The sequence below is a fragment of the Streptomyces turgidiscabies Car8 genome, from assembly GCF_000331005.1.
Taxonomy (GTDB): domain Bacteria; phylum Actinomycetota; class Actinomycetes; order Streptomycetales; family Streptomycetaceae; genus Streptomyces; species Streptomyces turgidiscabies.
In genome coordinates this window covers 1-15,613 of record NZ_AEJB01000529.1, presented here as the reverse complement: position 1 = coordinate 15,613, position 15,613 = coordinate 1, and the positions used below count along the sequence as shown (strand labels likewise).

Below are 15,613 nucleotides of genomic sequence, written 5' to 3'. Positions count from 1 at the left end.
CACGCCCACTCCCACTCCCCGCACCGGACAGCACGACGTGGACGTCACCGTCGTCAGGCTGGAGGAACCCCAGCCCTGACACCGCGAGCGGCCCTCCCGGATGCCGAAGGGGTGACCGATGCGGTCGGCGTTCTCGTCATCCCGCTCCCGCCGTGCTGATCACCGCGAACCGCGAACGCCCGTCGGAGCACCGGACACTTGGGGCGGTGCCAGGGTGGCGATCTCCCGGTCGAAGAAATCGTGGAATCGCTCACCACCCTCGTAAAGCGCATCGAATCCGACGTTCGTTTCCCGGATCAGTGAGCGGTCGGTGTATCGGTTGGCTCCGGCCGCATTTCCGTCTTCGTCGTAAACGACCTCATACATGGCCGCATCGCCGAGAACGACTACTTCTGGAACCGGACGGGTCCGCTCGATGTTCGAAATATCGTGCACGTTGAGAACCCTGATGTCGTCTCCCAGGTCCACGCGTACGCGCAGGACGAACAACTCCCATTGCACGTACGGCGTGATCGGGAATTCCACGACGCGAAGACGGCGTTGCGTGACGCCCAGCCGCGATGCCCTGCGGAGTTCCCGCGCGTAGTCCTCGCGCCTCTCGTCGGCCAGGGACAGAGCCCTGTCCCAGTCGCCGTCGGCGAAGGCCTCCCAGCTCGGGAAGCCGCGCTCCTTGAAGTGCTGGCCGCGCTCAAGCTTGTTGAGGAAGCCGATCCCGCTGGTGTAGATCCGGCCCAACTCCGCGTGGTAGGTGGGTCGGTCCAGGCGTACGGAGGGGCCGTTAGGGAAGGAGTCAAACACTGGGGATGTCCGGCTTCGCCGCGATGAGCATGTTCCTGGGGATGACGACGAGGCGCTCGTCCGACCCGATCGAGATCCCGTCGGGCAGGTTCCTGCCGAGCGTCTGGGTGAGGTCCCGGCCGATGACGGCGATGTCGCCGTTGGCGAGTTCCCAGATGTCCGGGCAGTCGGGAGTTCCGGTTGTGATTCCGAGTTCCTGGGGTGTTTTCCCCAGTCGCTGTTTGAAACTCGTGTCCGGATCCGCTTCCCATGGCCTGGCCATATCCATCGCCCCCTAGATCAGTCTCGAAACCTCACTGTAGCGTGCAACTTGCCTGCCTGACCATGTGTTAGGCCCGGTCTGCGAGGGTAATGGCGAGGATTGATTCCTCCTTGTCTCATGTCGCTCAGGGGTGGAATGATATTGGTCGGAAAGAAAATCATGCCAACGCCTGGCAGGCAACACTTTCCATCTCTGCTGTCGGAAAATCGGGTGAACGGAGGGGCGGCTGTGGACCCAGAAGTGACCGTGCTCGCACAGAGCGCGGGGACCACCCTGGTCGCCTTGATGGCGACCGACGCCTGGCACCGCGCGCGTGACGGGATCACGCAGCTCTGGCGCCGGACGCAACCCGAGCGCGCCGAGATCGTCGCCGCCGAGTTGGAGACCGGTCGCGAGGACGTACTGGCCGCCGTGGCGACCGACGACCAGGAGACCCTGGACGAAGTACGTCATCAGTGGCAGGGATCGGTACGGCGGCTGCTCGTGGCCCGGCCCGCCGCCGTCGAGGAACTGCGCGCACTGCTGGACCAGCTTGATCCCGGTGGTTCGGCCGCCCGTCGGATCACCCAGCACGCCACCGCGTCCGGTCAGGCCCGGGTCTACCAAGCGGGACGTGACCAGCACATCGCCGAGCGATGACGGGCGGTACGGACGGCCACGCCGAGGATCACGGACGGGTCTACCAGTCGTCGGGCGACCAGCACATCAGCGAACACCACCACTACGGCGCTGACGGGCCGGAGCGCGGCGGACCCGACTCGGTGCGGCGCCCGGCGGTCGGCCGTCCCCCCGTCGCGCTCCGCGACCGCAGCGACGTCATGGAACGCCTGCGGACGAGCGTCGCGGCGGAGCGCGGCGGCCAGGTCTACGTCCTGTACGGCATGGGCGGCTCGGGCAAGACGGCGGTCGCCTGCGCCCTCTTCCAGGAGGCCACCGGAGAACAGGGCCGGGTGGGCCTGTGGGTCAACGCCTCCGACCGTGCGAGCCTGCGCGCCGGCATGCTCGCCGTCGCCGCCGACCGAGGAGCGAGCGACGGCGAACTCCTCGCCGCGCGCAACGGCCTCAGGCCTGCCGCCGATCTCGTCTGGACCTATCTCGACCGTTCCGCCGAACCCTGGTTACTGGTCCTGGACAACACCGACGATCCGGAGATCCTGCGCGACGGCAACTGGCTGCGCACCAGCCCGCGCGGCACCGTCCTGGTGACCACGCGGCGAGCGGCGGCCCGGTGGTGGCCGGGCGCCGAGCTGCAGTACATCGGCGTACTGCCCCGAGACGACGCCGCGCTCGTCCTGCGCGATCTCGCACCGCACAGCGGTACGACGGAGCAGGCGGCGCGGGTCGCGGACCGGCTCGGGCGACTGCCCCTCGCCCTCACCCTGGCGGGCGGTTTTCTCTCCCACCAGGTCATCGACCCCTGGACGATGGACGCCTACGGGGACCAACTCGACGGCGACGAACGGGTCCAGCTGATCGACCGGGGAGCCGAGGCCCTGTCCGAAGCGGACCCCCGGCATCTGGTCGGCCTGACCTGGCAACTGACCCTCGACGCGTTCGAAGCGCGCGGACTGCCCGAAGCGGCGGCCCTGCTCAGACTGTTGGCCCGGTTCGCCGCCGAGCCACTGCCGCTGACTCTGCTCAACCACGCCGACATCGGCGCCGTACTGGCTCGTGCCCGGACCGAGACAGCCCTCAGAGCCCTTCTCGACCAGTCCCTGTCCGAGTTGGTTGACGCCGCCGGCGCGCGCTGCGTACAGAGTCACGGCATCCTGCTCGACAGCGTCTCGGCGGCGACCCCCGCGAACCTGGTGGCCGACCTAGACACGACAGCCGTCCGGTTGCTCGACGCGGCCGTGCCCGGCGTACCCGACGCGGGTCCCCACGATCCGGGTCTGCGCCTGCTCGTCCCTCACGCGCTGGCTCTGCTGGGGCACATCGGTGGGCCGTCCGCCGCCGACGCCCTGGCCGTCGCGACGCGGCTGTCGGTCGCCCTGCACCGGACCGGTGACTACCTCTCCGCCTGGGAGACCGCCCGAAACGCGGCGGACCTCGCGCAGCCACTCCTCGGCGCGGACCACCGTACGGTCCTCGCCGCCCGCTCCAGGGCGGGGCGCGCACTGTTCCGGCTGGGCAGGTATGCCGAAGCCGAAGCGGCGCTCCGCGCCGTCCGGGACGCGCAGGAGCGCCTGTTCGGCGCTGACGACCCCGACACCCTGGACAGCGGCTACGGCCTCCAGCTCGTGCTGGCGAACCTCGGCAGACGTGACGAATCCGTCGTCCTTCTCCGCGACACCGTCGCCGGCCGCCGCTCGGTGCTGGGCCCCGCGCATCCGCTGACCCTGCGGGCCCGCGCCAGCCTGTTGGAGATGCTGCCCGCCGCAGAAGTGGTCACCGAGGAGGGCGGCACGCTGCTCACGCTGCCGTCGGAATGCGATCGGTTTCTCGGCCCCGACCACACCGTGACCCTGGGCGCCCGGCACAACCACGCGTGGGCGCTGTACCTCCTGGGCCGGTTCGACGAGGCCGACCGTGAGATCCGCCGGGTCGCCGAGACGTATGTGCGGCGCTTCGGGCCCGAGTACCCGATGGTGCTCGCCGCCCGGCAACTCCTCTCCCGCACCCGGGCCGCGCTCGGCCATGTGGAGGAGGGGATCGCGCTGATGGCCGATGTCGTAGGGCGGCGGGAACGCGGCCTGGGTGCCGAACACCCCTTCACGGTCGCGAGCCGTCAACTGCTGGACGTTTACCGGTCAGGGCATCGGCAGGCGTAGTACTGACGACGCGACGGGAGCGGCGCGCATGAACGGAGCGCGAGCGAAGACGGCACGGGGCCGATGGGAACACGGACGTAGGGTGCGGTGCGGTGCGCAGGCGGTACGGGTGACATGCAGTGCGAGGGGGCCGAAAAGGGCAGGCGCCGCCAAGCCGTCTGACCTGACGGTCGAGCCGTGAACGTCATTCCCGTCCGGCCACCGCATGACCAGTTCTGCCTCGATGCGTGCCTGGCCGAACAGTGCGAGACCGACGCCCCTGGTGTGTGGCCCGTTCCGCCGAGAATCCCCAAAACGCTCCATGGCGGGGAATCCTTACGTAGCCATCAACGTAACCAATGAAGGGGTTATTTGGATGTTTGCGCAGGTAGACGCGTTGCGGTGACTCTCCCCGGCGTACGGCCCAGCTCGTCTGCCGCCTAGGGTTTCTGATCAGCGAAAGTGCTGGTCAGGGGGCTGTCTCTCGCGGGTTCGGGGAAGTTGACGTGGTTCACGAGTCATTCGCCGCGGAAGATTCTCGGAGCCTTTCCTCGGACGGAAGTGCCTTCAAGGGAGAGAGCCCCAGTCCTCGTAGCTCACCAGCCAAGAGGGGCGGAGGAGGAGAGAGTTCAGCGCAGGGCCGAGGGGCGGACTCAGTAATGGAAGCGGGCCTTGAGGATTTTGACTTCCTTCTCGTCCACCCGGTAGACGAGCCGGTGCTCGTCGTCGATCCGGCGTGACCAGTAGCCGGACAAGTCACCCTTCAGGGGCTCCGGCTTGCCGATGCCGGTGAAGGGAGTGCGCTGGATCTCCGCGATCAGCCGTGTGATCCTGCGGGCCATGCCTCGGTCCGAGCCGAGCCAGAACAGGAAGTCCTCCCACGCGGCCGGGTCGAAGTGGACGCTCCTCACCCGTCACCCGCCAGCTCTTCCAGCTCCGCCACGGTCCTGGTGACCACGGCCTCACCTGCCCTGTCCCGTGCGACGGCTTCCATGAGGCTTCGCGCGTTGGCGGGGGAGCGCAGCAAGTAGACAGTCTCCTGCCAGGAGTCGTAGTCCTCGGAGGACATCAGTACCGCGTCGCCGCTCTTGGAGCTGATGCGCACGGGGATGTGGTCGTCGTTGACGCGCTTGATGAGTGGGAAGAGGTCCTTACGGGCCTCGCTGGCACTTATCGTCATGTGCGACACCTCTCTCCTGATGGTACGAGAAAACGGTACCATGCTGGTACTCAATTCCGGTACAAGTCGCGGCGCGGGCCGTCGGCGCCGAGTGGGGCGTATCGCCCAATCCTGATCGGATTCCGGCCGGTCAGGGACGTGCAGCCCGACTCGTCTGGCGCCACCTGCGGATTTCCCCGGAAAGGGCCTTTGGCTCGCGGCGGAGATAATTTCCGGTCCTTCTGGTGGTTGTCTCGTCAGGCGGCGGCAAGCCCCTCGGGCAGCGTGAAAACTCCCGGGACCCACGCAGTCTGAGGCACCTCAACTGACCCACAGGTATTGACTATTTGTACTGACTATTACTCGCCGACTCGGCGGTCCGCCGCTCGGTGGCTACGAGTTCGGCATTCTCAGTACGCGCGCGAGCAGGGAGGCCGCGAGGTGAGGCGCGTCTACGCCGAGGGCGCGTGCGACTCCGCCGACTTCCTCGCCACCGAGGATCAGGACCGCATCACCCGGCTCCACACCATGCTTGGCGGACTCGTCCTGGCCCGGGCCACCAAGGACTCGCCCCTCTCCGACCTCTCCGGCGAGATCCTCGTCGCTACGGCTGCGGGCGGGCCGCCGGGCCGGGGCTGACGGTGACCTCGGAGGGGGTCAGGGCGGTGTGCTCTCCGGCGCACTCGACCACCGCCCGTACCGGGGCACCGCACTCGCTGTGCCGAATGTCCAGGACCGGCCCTTCCGGGTCGCCCTCGTACGCCTCGCCCCACTGCCGAAGTGCCACGAGGACGGGCCACAGGTCCCAGCCCTTGCGCGTCATACGGTATTCGTGGCGAACGCGGCTACCCGGCTCCTGATACGGGACGGACTTCAGGATGCCGGCCGCCGTCAGCTTGCGCAGCCGGTCGCTGAGCACCGCCTCCGACAGGCCGATATGGCGCCGGAACTCGTCGAAGCGGCGCACTCCCATGCTGGCGTCCCGCAGGATCGGAAGCGTCCACTTCTCGCCAACCACGTCGAGCGTGCGCTGGACCGTGCAGTTCTCCGCGCTCACCTCAAGCCACGTCATGGCGCCATCGTATGCCTCCTGACTTCACGATTGACAGCCAGACGGAAGCGGGACTAGCTTCGCTTGACGAAGTCAGCTGAAGCGAGAGGCATGGGACTGTGGGACGGACGCGTACATACGAGTGGGAGGACCCCGCGATCTCGGGAGCCGCCGCCGGCCGCACCTCGGGGCTGCAGATGATGCGCGACCTGCTTGAGGGACGTCTGCCCGCGCCGCCCATCACGGCCGCCCTGGACTTCACCCTTGAGGAGGTGGAGGAAGGGCGCGTGGTCTTCTCGCTGGTGCCTGGCGAGGACCACTACAACCCCATCGGCAGCGTGCACGGCGGCGTCTTCGCCACCCTCCTCGACTCGGCGGCGGGCGGGGCCGTCCACTCGACGCTTCCCCAGGGCATGGTCTACACCTCGCTCGACCTGACCGTGAAGTTCCTCCGGCGGATCACGGTAGACACCGGCAAGGTCCGCGCCATCGGCACGGTCGTCAACAGAGGCCGCCAGACGGCTCTCGCCGAGGCTCGTCTGGTCGACGGCACGGACCGTCTGCTCGCTCACGCGACCAGTAGCTGCATGATCTTTCCGGTGCCCGGGGCCGAGCCCGTGGGCTGAACGGTGACGAAGACGCGATACGACGGCCGGTAGGCGACTCGGTGTGCGGCTCACCGGCCGACCGTCGCCGCCGGCGGGGTCCATCGGCGGGTGCGGGGCAGCGTGTCGGAGAGGCCGTAGTCCTTCTTGAGGTGTTCGGGGATGGCGTAGTGCATGACGCGTCCTCGGGTGAGGGACGACAGTTGGAGGACGGTGGTGAGGTGGCCGAGGCGGTCCAGGGCCCAGGCGCCGAGGGGGGAGCGGTCCTCGACGGTCTCCAGTACGCCGAGCAGGTGGGGGACCGCCTTGACGACGGTGTCCCAGGTGGTGCGGGGCACCTGGAGCCAGTCGGCGCAGGTGTCGCCGACGAGGTGGCGGATGAGCGCGGAGACGATCGGGTCGAAGAAGGTGCCGGGTACGACTTCCTCGTACAGGTCGATGAGCTGCCGGGTCAGATGGGTGCCCTCCTCGGAAGGGCCCATGTGCCGGATCATGTACAGGTCCAGGAACTGACGTGCCTCGTCGAGGGACTTGGGCACGGCGTCCTGGTCGACGCCGAGCATCGCGCCGACCACCCGCCAGGCGTAGAAGTACGCGTCCGCGCCCTCGGTGGACATGTGGATGCCGAGTCGGTGCAGGGAGTCCAGCACGAGCAGGGAGAAGAACATCTGCCCGCCGATCATGTCCTCCTGACAGATCGGCGTGCCCAGCGTCCCGGTGTCCCAGCGGTCCTCCCGTACGAGGTGGTGGCGGATGGACGCGTGCAGGAGGCGGACCTTCTGGGCGGCGGGGATGAACCGGCCGCCGGCCTCGAAGGCGTCGGGCCGCATCAGGTAGACGGTGAACTGGCCGGTCTCCGCCATCCGTTTGGACGGGTACTCCAGCCCATGGGTGGCCGACAGGAGCTTCGCCACGTGCGGGACGACGTAGCAGGCGGGCATCGAGGCGAAGGACAGGGCGGTGGAGATGTGCACGTTGTTGTCGATGAAGAACAGCCGGGCCTTCTCCATCTCCCCCCAGTCGACCCAGGCCGGCGGGACGCTCGTGGCCTGGAGGTACTCCCTGGCGACATCGGGCAGCCCGTCCGGCAGGGGAGCGCCGGCGGTGGAGACGTAGCGCATGAGGGTGTTGAACTTGCCCACCTCCCCGCGTTCGAAGAGTGCGGCCACGGTGGCGTCGGCGAGTTCGTCGCCGGCCTGGCGCAGGGTGTCCATCGATGCCTCGGTGCAGGTCACGGCAGGGTCCTTGTCTTCGTCTTCAAGGGGGCGTCCACGACGGGCGGGTTGAGGGAGGGAGCGTTGTCGGGCGGGGCGGGCGGCACGGGCTCGCGCCGTTCCTGGGTGGGCGTCAGGACAGGCGTACGGCCGCCGAGTGCGCCAACTCGGTCAGGGCGGTGGCGGCTTGCCGGGGTACGTCCAACTCGTGGAGTGCGCCGAGGGCTTCCTCGACGCGCGCGGTGATCATGTCCTCGACGCGGTCGGGCGTCTTCAGCCGGCCCATCACCTCGCGGACGGCGTGGAGACCGTCCCCGTCCTGGTCGCGTCGGCCCAGGAGGGCGCGGAGCTGCTCCCGGTCGCCGTCATCGGCGATTCGCCAGGTCTCCGCCAGCAGGGCCGTGGGCCGATGGCCGCGTACGTCGTCGGAGTTGGCCTTGCCGGTGAGTTCCGGGTCGCCGAACAGACCGATCAGGTCGTCGCGCAGCTGGAACGCCTCGCCCAGCGGCAGACCGTACGCGGAGTAGCCCTCGCGCAGCCGCTCACCCGCCCCGGCGAGGGCGCCTCCGATCAACAGGGGGTGCTCGACTGTGTACTTGGCGGTCTTGTAGCGGATCACCTTCAGCGACGCCGCGACGTCCGGCTCGGCGCCGGTACGCAGGATCTCCAGGCACTCGCCCGCGATCAGCTCCCGGGTCAGGACCGCCCACAACGGGCGGGCCCGCGCGAGGTAGGCGGCGGGCAGACCGCTGCCGGCGAACAGCTGCCCTGCCAGGCCCATCAGCAGATCCCCCACCAGCATCGCCAGCGACCTCGCGGCGGCGACGGCACGCGGGCGACGGCGTACGGCACCGCGCAGAGCGACATGCGGGGTGGGCCGGCCGTGGCGTAACGCGCTGTCGTCGATGAGGTCGTCGTGCACGACCGCCGCGGCGTGCACCAGCTCCATGGAGGCCGCCGCCCGAACCAGGGCGTCACTGTCCGGCTGCCCCACCGCACGCCAGCCCCAGTAACAGAACGCCGCCCGCATCCGCTTGCCGTCCGCGACAACGGCCTCCAACTGCTCGGCCACCGGGCCCAGTAGTGGGTCGATCGCCGCGAACCGATCGGCCTCCTGGGCGACGAACGGCTGCAGCACCTCGTCGACGCGGGTCTTGAACGCGGTCGGCTCCCACCGGTCAAACGTCATCTGCGGCCCGTCGAGCCAGCGCGTGCAGGGCGAGGATCTCCAGGTGCGGCGGGGGCACGGCCGCGTACCGGTCCAGCACCAGACGTCCGCGCGTCACCAGGTCGTGCTCGGCCTCCGCCGCCAGCTCGGCGGCGTCCGAGCGGCGCAGCAGCCCCCGGATCGTCCCCACGGCCGAACCCAGGGTGCTCACGGTGAGATCGGCCAGCCCGGCGACGAGCAGCACCGCCCGCTCGTCCAGCCCCGGCTCTCCGCGTCGTCCGGCTTCGTGCGGCATGCCACTCTCCATCCCCAACCCCATCCCCAACCCCATCCCGGTGTCATCCCTGTCCGTTTTCGCCGTTCTTTTCCAGCATCGCGACACGGTGGGCGGGGGAGGGGGGAAAGTCACGATCGAGTGATCACTTCGCTTGACCGTGCGACAGACGGTCTGTCGGTCGTCGGCCCCAGCTGGGATGCTGGAGGCCAGGCTCGGCGAGGGGGCGGACGATGTACACGGAACCCATGGCGCGAGCCGTTGTGCAGCCGGCGGTGCTCGAGCTGGTTCAGCAGTACCCCCGGGGCAGGCCGTTCTCCACGACGGTGACATTCGGCGGGGACGACTTCACCATGTGCGCCCACGTACGGGCGCAGTGGGCGGCGCCCGGGCAGGTGAAGATCGCGCTGGCCTGCTGGGTCGTCAACATGGACACGGCGCGCTATCTCGGTGACAACCCTCCGGCCGACGAGGAGAAGCGCCTGTCACCGGAGGGCACAGCGGGGTGGGACGAGGAACTGACCGGCCGGGTGATCGGCCACCTCGCAACCCGTATGAACGCCCTCACCGCCGCCCTGCCGACCACCGACGAACACCTGACCATCACCGTGCCACTCGTCCTGCCGTAGTCCGATGTCGGCGAACGGTGGATCCGGGTTCAGTCCCAGTCTCCGGGGTCGGTGACCTCGATCAGCGCGGCCAGCTTCGCGCGGTCGTGGAAGGCGCCGCTGAGAATCAGCCCGAGCTCCCGCAGCGCCGCCTCGTCGTTGCCGTAGACGCACATCATCCCGGCCTCGGGATCGAAGCCGCCGATCCGGTCGGCCAGCTCCGGCGCGTGGACGCGCACCGCGGTGTGCGCGACGGCGTCCCAGCAGTAGCCGCTGACCTCCTGGCCGGCGGCTTCGAAGAGGTCGGCCGCCTCGGCGAAGTGGTTGTCGCTGAGGATCAGGCTGTAGTTGCCGGGCGAGGTGTCGAACAGGCTCAGTGGGGCGAGGTCCGCGTGATCGATTGCTTCAGTCATGGGGGGATCCTGACATGCCCCACTGACAGTCCGGCCTGCTCGACGGGGTGCCCGGACGGCCCGGTGGCGACGATCCGCCGGCTCAGGGGTGTCTAGGTGTCCTGCCAGGCCGGTCGGCGGTGGGTCGACCAGGCAGGGGCCGGGGCCGTGAGAGGGGTGGTCGGGCGGGGCCACGGGGCCGCCGAGGGGGGTGGCGGTCCGGTGGGCCGGTCGGGGGTGCTCACGGCGTGCAGGGCCATGAGGAGGGCGGCCAGTTCGTCCGCCTCCGGGGCTCCGCTGACGATGCGTACCGCGGGGCCGCTCACTGGGGCTGGTTTCCGTGTTTGCGGGCCGGCAGCGGGGCGTGCTTGGCGCGGAGCATCGCCAGGGTTCCGATCAGCCGGGAGCGGGTGTCGGCCGGGTCGATCACGCTGTCGACCAGGCCGCGTTCGGCCGCGTAGTACGGGTGCATCAGCTCGGTCCGGTACTCCTTGACCAGCCGGGCGCGGGTCGCCTCCGGGTCCGCGGCGGCGGCGATCTCGCGCCGGAAGACGACGTTCGCCGCCCCCTCCGCCCCCATCACCGCGATCTCGTTGCTCGGCCAGGCCAGGGAGACGTCGGCGCCGATGGAGCGGGAGTCCATCACGATGTACGCGCCGCCGTAGGCCTTGCGCAGGATCAGCTGGACGCGGGGAACGGTCGCGTTGCAGTAGGCGTACAGGAGTTTCGCGCCGTGCCGGATGATGCCGCCGTGCTCCTGGTCGACGCCGGGGAGGAAGCCCGGCACGTCGACCAGGGTGACCAGCGGGATGTTGAAGGCGTCGCAGGTCTGCACGAACCGCGCCGCCTTCTCGGAGGCGTGGATGTCGAGCACACCGGCGAACGACGCGGGCTGGTTCGCCACGATGCCCACCACCTGGCCGGCCAGCCGGGCCAGCGCGCACACGACGTTGGTCGCCCAGTCCTCCTGGACCTCGAAGAAGTCACCGTCGTCGGTGATCTCGGCGATCACGCCCCGCATGTCGTACGCCCGCCCCGGGTCCGCAGGGACCAGGTCGAGGAGCGCCTCGCAGGAGCGGTCGGGCGGGTCGGACGTGGGCTGGGGCGGGGGCAGTTCACGGTTGTTGGACGGCAGCAGGGACAGCAGGTGCCGTACGTCGTCGAGGCACGACTGCTCGTCGTCGTAGGCGAAGTGCGCCACGCCCGACAGTGTCGCGTGGGTGTCGGCGCCGCCCAGGACCTCGTGGGTGACGGCCTCGCCGGTGACCGCCTGGACCACGTCGGGGCCGGTGATGAACATCTGGCCGGTGCCGCGCACCATGAACACGAAGTCGGTCAGTGCGGGGGAGTAGGCGGCGCCGCCCGCGCACGGTCCCAGGACCACGCTGATCTGCGGGATCACCCCCGAACTGCGGACGTTCCGGGTGAAGATGCCGCCGTAGCCGGCGAGGGCGGTCACCCCTTCCTGGATCCGTGCGCCCGCGCCGTCGCACAGGCCCACGATCGGCGCGCCCGCGCTCTCGGCCAGGTCCATCAGCTTGTGGATCTTCTGCGCGTGCGCCTCACCGAGGGCACCGCCGAAGATCCGGAAGTCATGGGCGTACGCGAACACCGTACGGCCGTCCACCAGGCCCCAGCCCGTGACGACACCGTCCGTGTGCGGGCGCCGGTCCTCCAGTCCGAAGCCGGTGGCGCGGTGCCTGCGCAGCTCCTCGATCTCGGTGAACGTGCCCGCGTCGAAGAGGAGTTCGAGACGTTCGCGGGCGGTCAGCTTTCCCTTGGCGTGCTGGGCCTCGGTCGCCCGTTCGCTGGGGCCGCGCCGTAAGGCCTCGGTCAGTTCGGTGAGTTCCGCGACGCGGTCGCGCAGATGACCGTCACCGGGAGTGGCAGGCGCGGGGGTGTCTGCCGGGACGGCCGGGGAGGTGACTGTCGCGTTCCGGGGGGTGGTCACCGGCGCCGAGGTCGTTTCGTCGACAACGCTCATGTGGTGCAGCGTGCGCCCGGCCGCTCAAGGCAGGCTCGACGGTCTGCGCGAGAGCCGGTGGAGAGCGGCTCGATCCGTACGGTCCAGCCTGGTGTCATGACTGACCTTCACCGCCGCTCCGTCGTCCTGATGTTCCCGGGGACAGGAGCGCAGCACCCGCAGATGGCGGCCGGGCTCTACGGCCACGAAGCCGTCTTCACCGACGCGGTCGACTCCGTCCTGGTCCGGCTCGGCCCGGAGGGCGAGGCCGCCAGGGCCGACTGGCTGGCCGAGCGGCCCGTCGTGCCGATGGAGACCGACATCCGCTCCGCGCCCCTGCTGTTCGCCGTGGACTACGCGATGGGGCGCCTGGTCGAGAGCTGGGGGGTGCGCCCGGCCGCGTATCTCGGGCACAGCATGGGCGAGTTCGCCGCCGCCGTGCTCGCCGGGGTGTTCCGGCTCGACGACGCGGTCCGGCTGCTGTGGGAGCGCGTACGGCAGCAGCGGAGCACACCGGCGGGCGGGATGCTGGCGGTCGCCGCGGCCCGCGAGGAAGTCACCGGATATCTGGGGGCCGGGGTCGTGGTGGGCGCGGTCAACGCGCCCCGGCACACGGTGCTCTCGGGTCCGGCGGGCCCGCTGGACGCCGTGGCGCGCAGGCTGACGGCGGACGGCAGGACCTTCCGGCGGCTCGCCACCCGCACCCCGTACCACAGCCCGGTGCTGGGGCCGCTGGTCGCCGACACCGAGGCGCTCGTCGGGCAGTTCGCGCTCTCCCCGCCCCGTACGACGCTGTACTCCGCCTACACCACCCGGCCGCTCGGTGCGCGGGAGGCGACCGGGGCCGCGTTCTGGGCCGGGCAGCCGACCGCGCCCGTGCTGTTCTGGCCGACGCTGGAGCGGGTCCTGGCGGACGAGGACCGGATCCTCGTCGAGGCCGGGCCGGCGCAGAGCCTTGCGGTCATCGCCCGGGGGCACCGGGCCGTGCGCTCGGGCCGCAGCGCGGTCGTCGCCACACTGCCTCCCCGGGCCCTGGGACCCGAGGAGGACCGGCGTACGGTGCGCGCGGCCCGCGACCTGCTGCTCGGACAGGAGCGGCAGACGCAGACGCGGGCGGTGGTGGACGGGGGCGGGGCGGATCACTCCGGCAGGTTGCCGGTCGAGCTGCCCGCCTCGTAGGGGGTGGTGACACCGTCGTAGGCCAGGTGCAGGACCATGCCGTCGCGGGCGTGGTCCAGGTTGTGGCAGTGGTCCATCCACAGGCCGGGGTTGTCGGCGAGGAAGGCCACCTCGAAGCGTTCGCCGGGCGCGACGTTCAGGGTGTCGGTCCACCAGGGGCTGCCGGTCGCCCGCTGCCCGTTCCGGGACAGGACGAGCACGCGGTGGCCGTGCAGGTGCATCGGATGGTCGTCGAGGCTGCGGTTGACGAAGGAGACGCGGACCCGGTCGCCCTCCCGGACGAGCAGGGCCGGGATGTCCGGGTAGACGGCGTTGTTGACGGTCCACAGCACCATGGGGCGCCCGTCGTAGAAGCCCAGGCTGTTGCCGAGGACCAGGTGGAAGTCGCGGTCGTAGCGGGTGCCGGGGCCGAAGGGTGTGGACGCACCGGGCGTGGCGGCGGTGGGGGAGCCGTAGTCCAGCGGGTCGAAGAGCGGGCCCGTGGCGGTGGGCGGTGGATCGGCGGTGCCGGTGGGGTCGAGCAGCAGGGACGCCGTCTCCACCTGGCCCGCTCCGTAGGCGCCGTCCTCGCCGCACCCCTCGGTTCCATGGCTGGCGCTGGTGGCGTTTGCGTCTCCGACCACGGTCAGCTGGACGGGTCCTGCGGGCTGGCGGAACGTCACGTCGTACCGGCCGCCGCCCGCGATCCGCAGCCGTGTGCCGCGCAGCTCGGTGGGGCCCGACACCTCGTTGCCGTCGATCGCGGCGACCCGGAAGGCCGTACCGGCGAGTGAGTAGGTACGGGGGCAGTTGTCGGCGTTCACCAGGCGCAACCGGACCGGGGTGCCGGCCGGGACCCGCTCGCGGCGCGTCCGGGTGTCGTCGCCGAAGGCGGTGCGCAGGAGGCCGCCGATGCCGTTCTGTCCGCTGAGCGCGCCGCCACCGCCCGGACGCCCGCCGGTGGCCCCCTTCGCGCCCTCGATGCTCCAGGCGTGGGCGACGACGGCACGGTCCACGCCCTCGGCGGTCGTGCCGGGCTTCTCGACGATCAGGGCGCCGAACAGGCCGCGTGCCACGGCCGTGCTGGACTGCTGGTGCGCGTGGTACCAGAAGGTGCCCGCGCGCGGCGGCCGGAAGCGGTACACGTGTCGCTCGCCGGGGCGTACGGCGTCCTGCGTCACCCCGGCCACGCCGTCCTCGGCGGCCGGGACGTCGACCCCGTGCCAGTGCAGGGTGACTCCGTCGCGGACGTTCCGGTTGACGAGGACGACCTCGACCAACTCGCCCTGCCGCATGCGGAGTTCGGGGCCGGGAAGCTGTCCGTTGAAGGCGAGGGCGGCGACCTTCTCGCCGGAGGCCAGTCGCATCGTGCGGGCTGCCGCGGTGAGGGTGAAGCGGCGGTCGGGGGTACCGGTACGGGGGCCGGTGAGGGTGGTGAGATCACGCGCCCGCGCCTGCCCGGGTGCCGGGCCGCCGCCGGTGTCGTACGTGTGCGCGTGGTGGTCCTGGCCCATGCGGTCGGGCAGTCGGCTTCGCTCGGAGGCCAGGGTCCAGCCGCCCGTGACGAGTACCGCGAGGACGGTCACCGTGGCCGTCCCGCGCATCAGGCGCCGCGCCCGCGACGGCCGCCGCCAGCCGGGCGCCCCCACGACCGCCCGCCACCGCTGGTGCCACAGCACCAGTCCCGAGGCGGCGAGGACGAGCAGCACCGTTTCGAGGGCGAAGAGCATGCCGTAGGGCGGGGCCGGCGGGTGCAGGGTCAGCCCGCCTCCGAACAGCGCGGCCAGGAAACAGACCCGCACGGGCACGACGACCCGCCAGGAGGCGGCGGCGAGCCGCAGCTCCGGAGGGACCGCGGGTGCGCCCGCTTCGGATGCGCTGCTGCTGCCGGTGCTGGCGCCGCTGCCGTTCTCGCCGTTGCCGGGTTCCGTGGGCGTCTCCGCCGGTGGTGGGGCAGTGGTGAGCCGCGGCCGTGAGGGAAGCGCCGGGACGCGCGATGCCGTCGCCGTGTCGCCGGTCTCGTGTCCGCCGGGCGTCCCCGGCAGTGTCGAGGCGGCGGTGAGGCTCAGTCGCGAGGGAAGCCCCGGTTCGCCCGCACGCGCCTCCGGCAGCGCGTGCGGGGCGGTCGCGCCCGAGGGCGCCGGCTCCCGTGGTGTCGTGGCGGGTCGGCCCGGGGAGCGGCCCTCGCCGGGTGCGGCCGGTGCCGCCTCC

18 protein-coding genes are annotated in these 15,613 nt (G+C 70.7%); 6 read left to right on the top strand and 12 right to left on the bottom strand.

What is annotated here, in order from left to right:
• Positions 1–159: 159 nt before the first annotated feature.
• Positions 160–798 carry a DUF6879 family protein gene (locus STRTUCAR8_RS38625; RefSeq protein WP_006381786.1) on the bottom strand — a complete coding sequence of 213 codons (639 nt, stop codon included), beginning with the start codon at positions 796–798 and terminating at the stop codon, positions 160–162.
• Positions 791–1,060, bottom strand: a complete 270-nt coding sequence (locus STRTUCAR8_RS38620; protein WP_044473611.1) for a hypothetical protein — start codon at positions 1,058–1,060, stop codon at positions 791–793. The genes STRTUCAR8_RS38625 and STRTUCAR8_RS38620 overlap by 8 nt, the downstream gene beginning before the upstream one ends.
• Before the next feature lie 228 nt (positions 1,061–1,288).
• On the opposite strand from STRTUCAR8_RS38620, the gene STRTUCAR8_RS38615 reads away from it, so the two are divergent.
• Positions 1,289–1,699 carry a hypothetical protein gene (locus tag STRTUCAR8_RS38615; protein WP_006381782.1) on the top strand — a complete coding sequence of 137 codons (411 nt, stop codon included), beginning with the start codon at positions 1,289–1,291 and terminating at the stop codon, positions 1,697–1,699.
• Complete coding sequence (locus STRTUCAR8_RS38610; protein WP_006381770.1) at positions 1,696–3,831, top strand: tetratricopeptide repeat protein; 2,136 nt, start codon at positions 1,696–1,698, stop codon at positions 3,829–3,831. The genes STRTUCAR8_RS38615 and STRTUCAR8_RS38610 overlap by 4 nt, the downstream gene beginning before the upstream one ends.
• A 632-nt stretch (positions 3,832–4,463) precedes the next feature.
• Here STRTUCAR8_RS38610 and STRTUCAR8_RS38605 read toward each other — a convergent pair.
• Positions 4,464–4,721 (bottom strand): Txe/YoeB family addiction module toxin, encoded by a 258-nt coding sequence (locus tag STRTUCAR8_RS38605; protein ID WP_006381783.1) that lies wholly within the window; start codon positions 4,719–4,721, stop codon positions 4,464–4,466.
• A complete protein-coding gene (locus STRTUCAR8_RS38600; RefSeq protein ID WP_044473610.1) occupies positions 4,718–4,990 on the bottom strand; it encodes a type II toxin-antitoxin system Phd/YefM family antitoxin in 273 nt (90 codons plus the stop codon). Before STRTUCAR8_RS38600 ends, STRTUCAR8_RS38605 begins: the two co-directional genes overlap by 4 nt.
• Positions 4,991–5,410: 420 nt before the next feature.
• Between STRTUCAR8_RS38600 and STRTUCAR8_RS38595 the strand changes: the two genes are divergently transcribed.
• Positions 5,411–5,608 carry a hypothetical protein gene (locus STRTUCAR8_RS38595; protein WP_006381784.1) on the top strand — a complete coding sequence of 66 codons (198 nt, stop codon included), beginning with the start codon at positions 5,411–5,413 and terminating at the stop codon, positions 5,606–5,608.
• Here STRTUCAR8_RS38595 and STRTUCAR8_RS38590 read toward each other — a convergent pair.
• A complete protein-coding gene (locus STRTUCAR8_RS38590; RefSeq protein ID WP_006381776.1) occupies positions 5,574–6,041 on the bottom strand; it encodes a winged helix-turn-helix transcriptional regulator in 468 nt (155 codons plus the stop codon). The genes STRTUCAR8_RS38595 and STRTUCAR8_RS38590 overlap by 35 nt on opposite strands.
• Before the next feature lie 98 nt (positions 6,042–6,139).
• Here STRTUCAR8_RS38590 and STRTUCAR8_RS38585 point away from each other — a divergent pair, with 98 nt between their 5' ends.
• Complete coding sequence (locus STRTUCAR8_RS38585) at positions 6,140–6,646, top strand: PaaI family thioesterase (protein WP_006381785.1); 507 nt, start codon at positions 6,140–6,142, stop codon at positions 6,644–6,646.
• 50 nt (positions 6,647–6,696) lie between these two features.
• Here STRTUCAR8_RS38585 and STRTUCAR8_RS38580 read toward each other — a convergent pair whose 3' ends face one another.
• From STRTUCAR8_RS38580 to STRTUCAR8_RS38570, 3 genes are all read right to left on the bottom strand, one after another.
• Positions 6,697–7,860: an oxygenase MpaB family protein gene (locus tag STRTUCAR8_RS38580; protein WP_006381778.1), complete on the bottom strand. Its 1,164-nt coding sequence runs from the start codon at positions 7,858–7,860 to the stop codon at positions 6,697–6,699.
• Positions 7,861–7,972: 112 nt separating this feature from the next.
• Positions 7,973–9,028 (bottom strand): polyprenyl synthetase family protein, encoded by a 1,056-nt coding sequence (locus STRTUCAR8_RS38575; protein WP_006381772.1) that lies wholly within the window; start codon positions 9,026–9,028, stop codon positions 7,973–7,975.
• Positions 9,018–9,302, bottom strand: a complete 285-nt coding sequence (locus tag STRTUCAR8_RS38570; protein WP_006381775.1) for a hypothetical protein — start codon at positions 9,300–9,302, stop codon at positions 9,018–9,020. Before STRTUCAR8_RS38570 ends, STRTUCAR8_RS38575 begins: the two co-directional genes overlap by 11 nt.
• 227 nt (positions 9,303–9,529) lie before the next feature.
• On the opposite strand from STRTUCAR8_RS38570, the gene STRTUCAR8_RS38565 reads away from it, so the two are divergent.
• Entirely contained in the window at positions 9,530–9,910 is a 381-nt protein-coding gene (locus STRTUCAR8_RS38565; protein WP_006381780.1) for a hypothetical protein, read from the top strand.
• 29 nt (positions 9,911–9,939) lie between these two features.
• Here the strand turns inward: STRTUCAR8_RS38565 and STRTUCAR8_RS38560 are convergent, their stop codons facing one another.
• The 3 genes from STRTUCAR8_RS38560 to STRTUCAR8_RS38550 form a co-directional block, all read right to left on the bottom strand.
• Complete coding sequence (locus tag STRTUCAR8_RS38560) at positions 9,940–10,302, bottom strand: Imm51 family immunity protein (RefSeq protein WP_006381788.1); 363 nt, start codon at positions 10,300–10,302, stop codon at positions 9,940–9,942.
• A gap of 92 nt (positions 10,303–10,394) precedes the next feature.
• Positions 10,395–10,607 carry an acyl-CoA carboxylase epsilon subunit gene (locus STRTUCAR8_RS38555; RefSeq protein WP_006381779.1) on the bottom strand — a complete coding sequence of 71 codons (213 nt, stop codon included), beginning with the start codon at positions 10,605–10,607 and terminating at the stop codon, positions 10,395–10,397.
• Positions 10,604–12,265, bottom strand: coding sequence for an acyl-CoA carboxylase subunit beta (locus STRTUCAR8_RS38550; protein ID WP_006381777.1), 1,662 nt, complete (start codon positions 12,263–12,265; stop codon positions 10,604–10,606). The genes STRTUCAR8_RS38555 and STRTUCAR8_RS38550 overlap by 4 nt, the downstream gene beginning before the upstream one ends.
• Before the next feature lie 96 nt (positions 12,266–12,361).
• Here STRTUCAR8_RS38550 and STRTUCAR8_RS38545 point away from each other — a divergent pair, with 96 nt between their 5' ends.
• The gene (locus STRTUCAR8_RS38545; RefSeq protein WP_044473608.1) at positions 12,362–13,423 is read left to right on the top strand and encodes an acyltransferase domain-containing protein; all 1,062 of its coding nucleotides are present in this window, start codon (positions 12,362–12,364) and stop codon (positions 13,421–13,423) included.
• On the opposite strand, the gene STRTUCAR8_RS38540 is transcribed toward STRTUCAR8_RS38545, so the two are convergent.
• A partial coding sequence (locus STRTUCAR8_RS38540) for a multicopper oxidase family protein (protein WP_006381773.1) occupies positions 13,384–15,613 on the bottom strand: 2,230 nt, incomplete at its 5' end. The two genes, STRTUCAR8_RS38545 and STRTUCAR8_RS38540, sit on opposite strands and share 40 nt — an antisense overlap.

Bases quoted from the DNA above. Each gene is read 5' to 3' on its own strand.
- STRTUCAR8_RS38545 (WP_044473608.1), top strand. From the start codon at position 12,362: ATGACTGACCTTCACCGCCGCTCCGTCGTCCTGATGTTCCCGGGGACA.
- STRTUCAR8_RS38550 (WP_006381777.1), bottom strand. From the start codon at position 12,265: ATGAGCGTTGTCGACGAAACGACCTCGGCGCCGGTGACCACCCCCCGG.
- STRTUCAR8_RS38620 (WP_044473611.1), bottom strand. From the start codon at position 1,060: ATGGCCAGGCCATGGGAAGCGGATCCGGACACGAGTTTCAAACAGCGA.
- STRTUCAR8_RS38575 (WP_006381772.1), bottom strand. From the start codon at position 9,028: ATGACGTTTGACCGGTGGGAGCCGACCGCGTTCAAGACCCGCGTCGAC.
- STRTUCAR8_RS38560 (WP_006381788.1), bottom strand. From the start codon at position 10,302: ATGACTGAAGCAATCGATCACGCGGACCTCGCCCCACTGAGCCTGTTC.
- STRTUCAR8_RS38570 (WP_006381775.1), bottom strand. From the start codon at position 9,302: ATGCCGCACGAAGCCGGACGACGCGGAGAGCCGGGGCTGGACGAGCGG.
- STRTUCAR8_RS38565 (WP_006381780.1), top strand. From the start codon at position 9,530: ATGGCGCGAGCCGTTGTGCAGCCGGCGGTGCTCGAGCTGGTTCAGCAG.
- STRTUCAR8_RS38600 (WP_044473610.1), bottom strand. From the start codon at position 4,990: ATGACGATAAGTGCCAGCGAGGCCCGTAAGGACCTCTTCCCACTCATC.
- STRTUCAR8_RS38590 (WP_006381776.1), bottom strand. From the start codon at position 6,041: ATGACGTGGCTTGAGGTGAGCGCGGAGAACTGCACGGTCCAGCGCACG.
- STRTUCAR8_RS38610 (WP_006381770.1), top strand. From the start codon at position 1,696: ATGACGGGCGGTACGGACGGCCACGCCGAGGATCACGGACGGGTCTAC.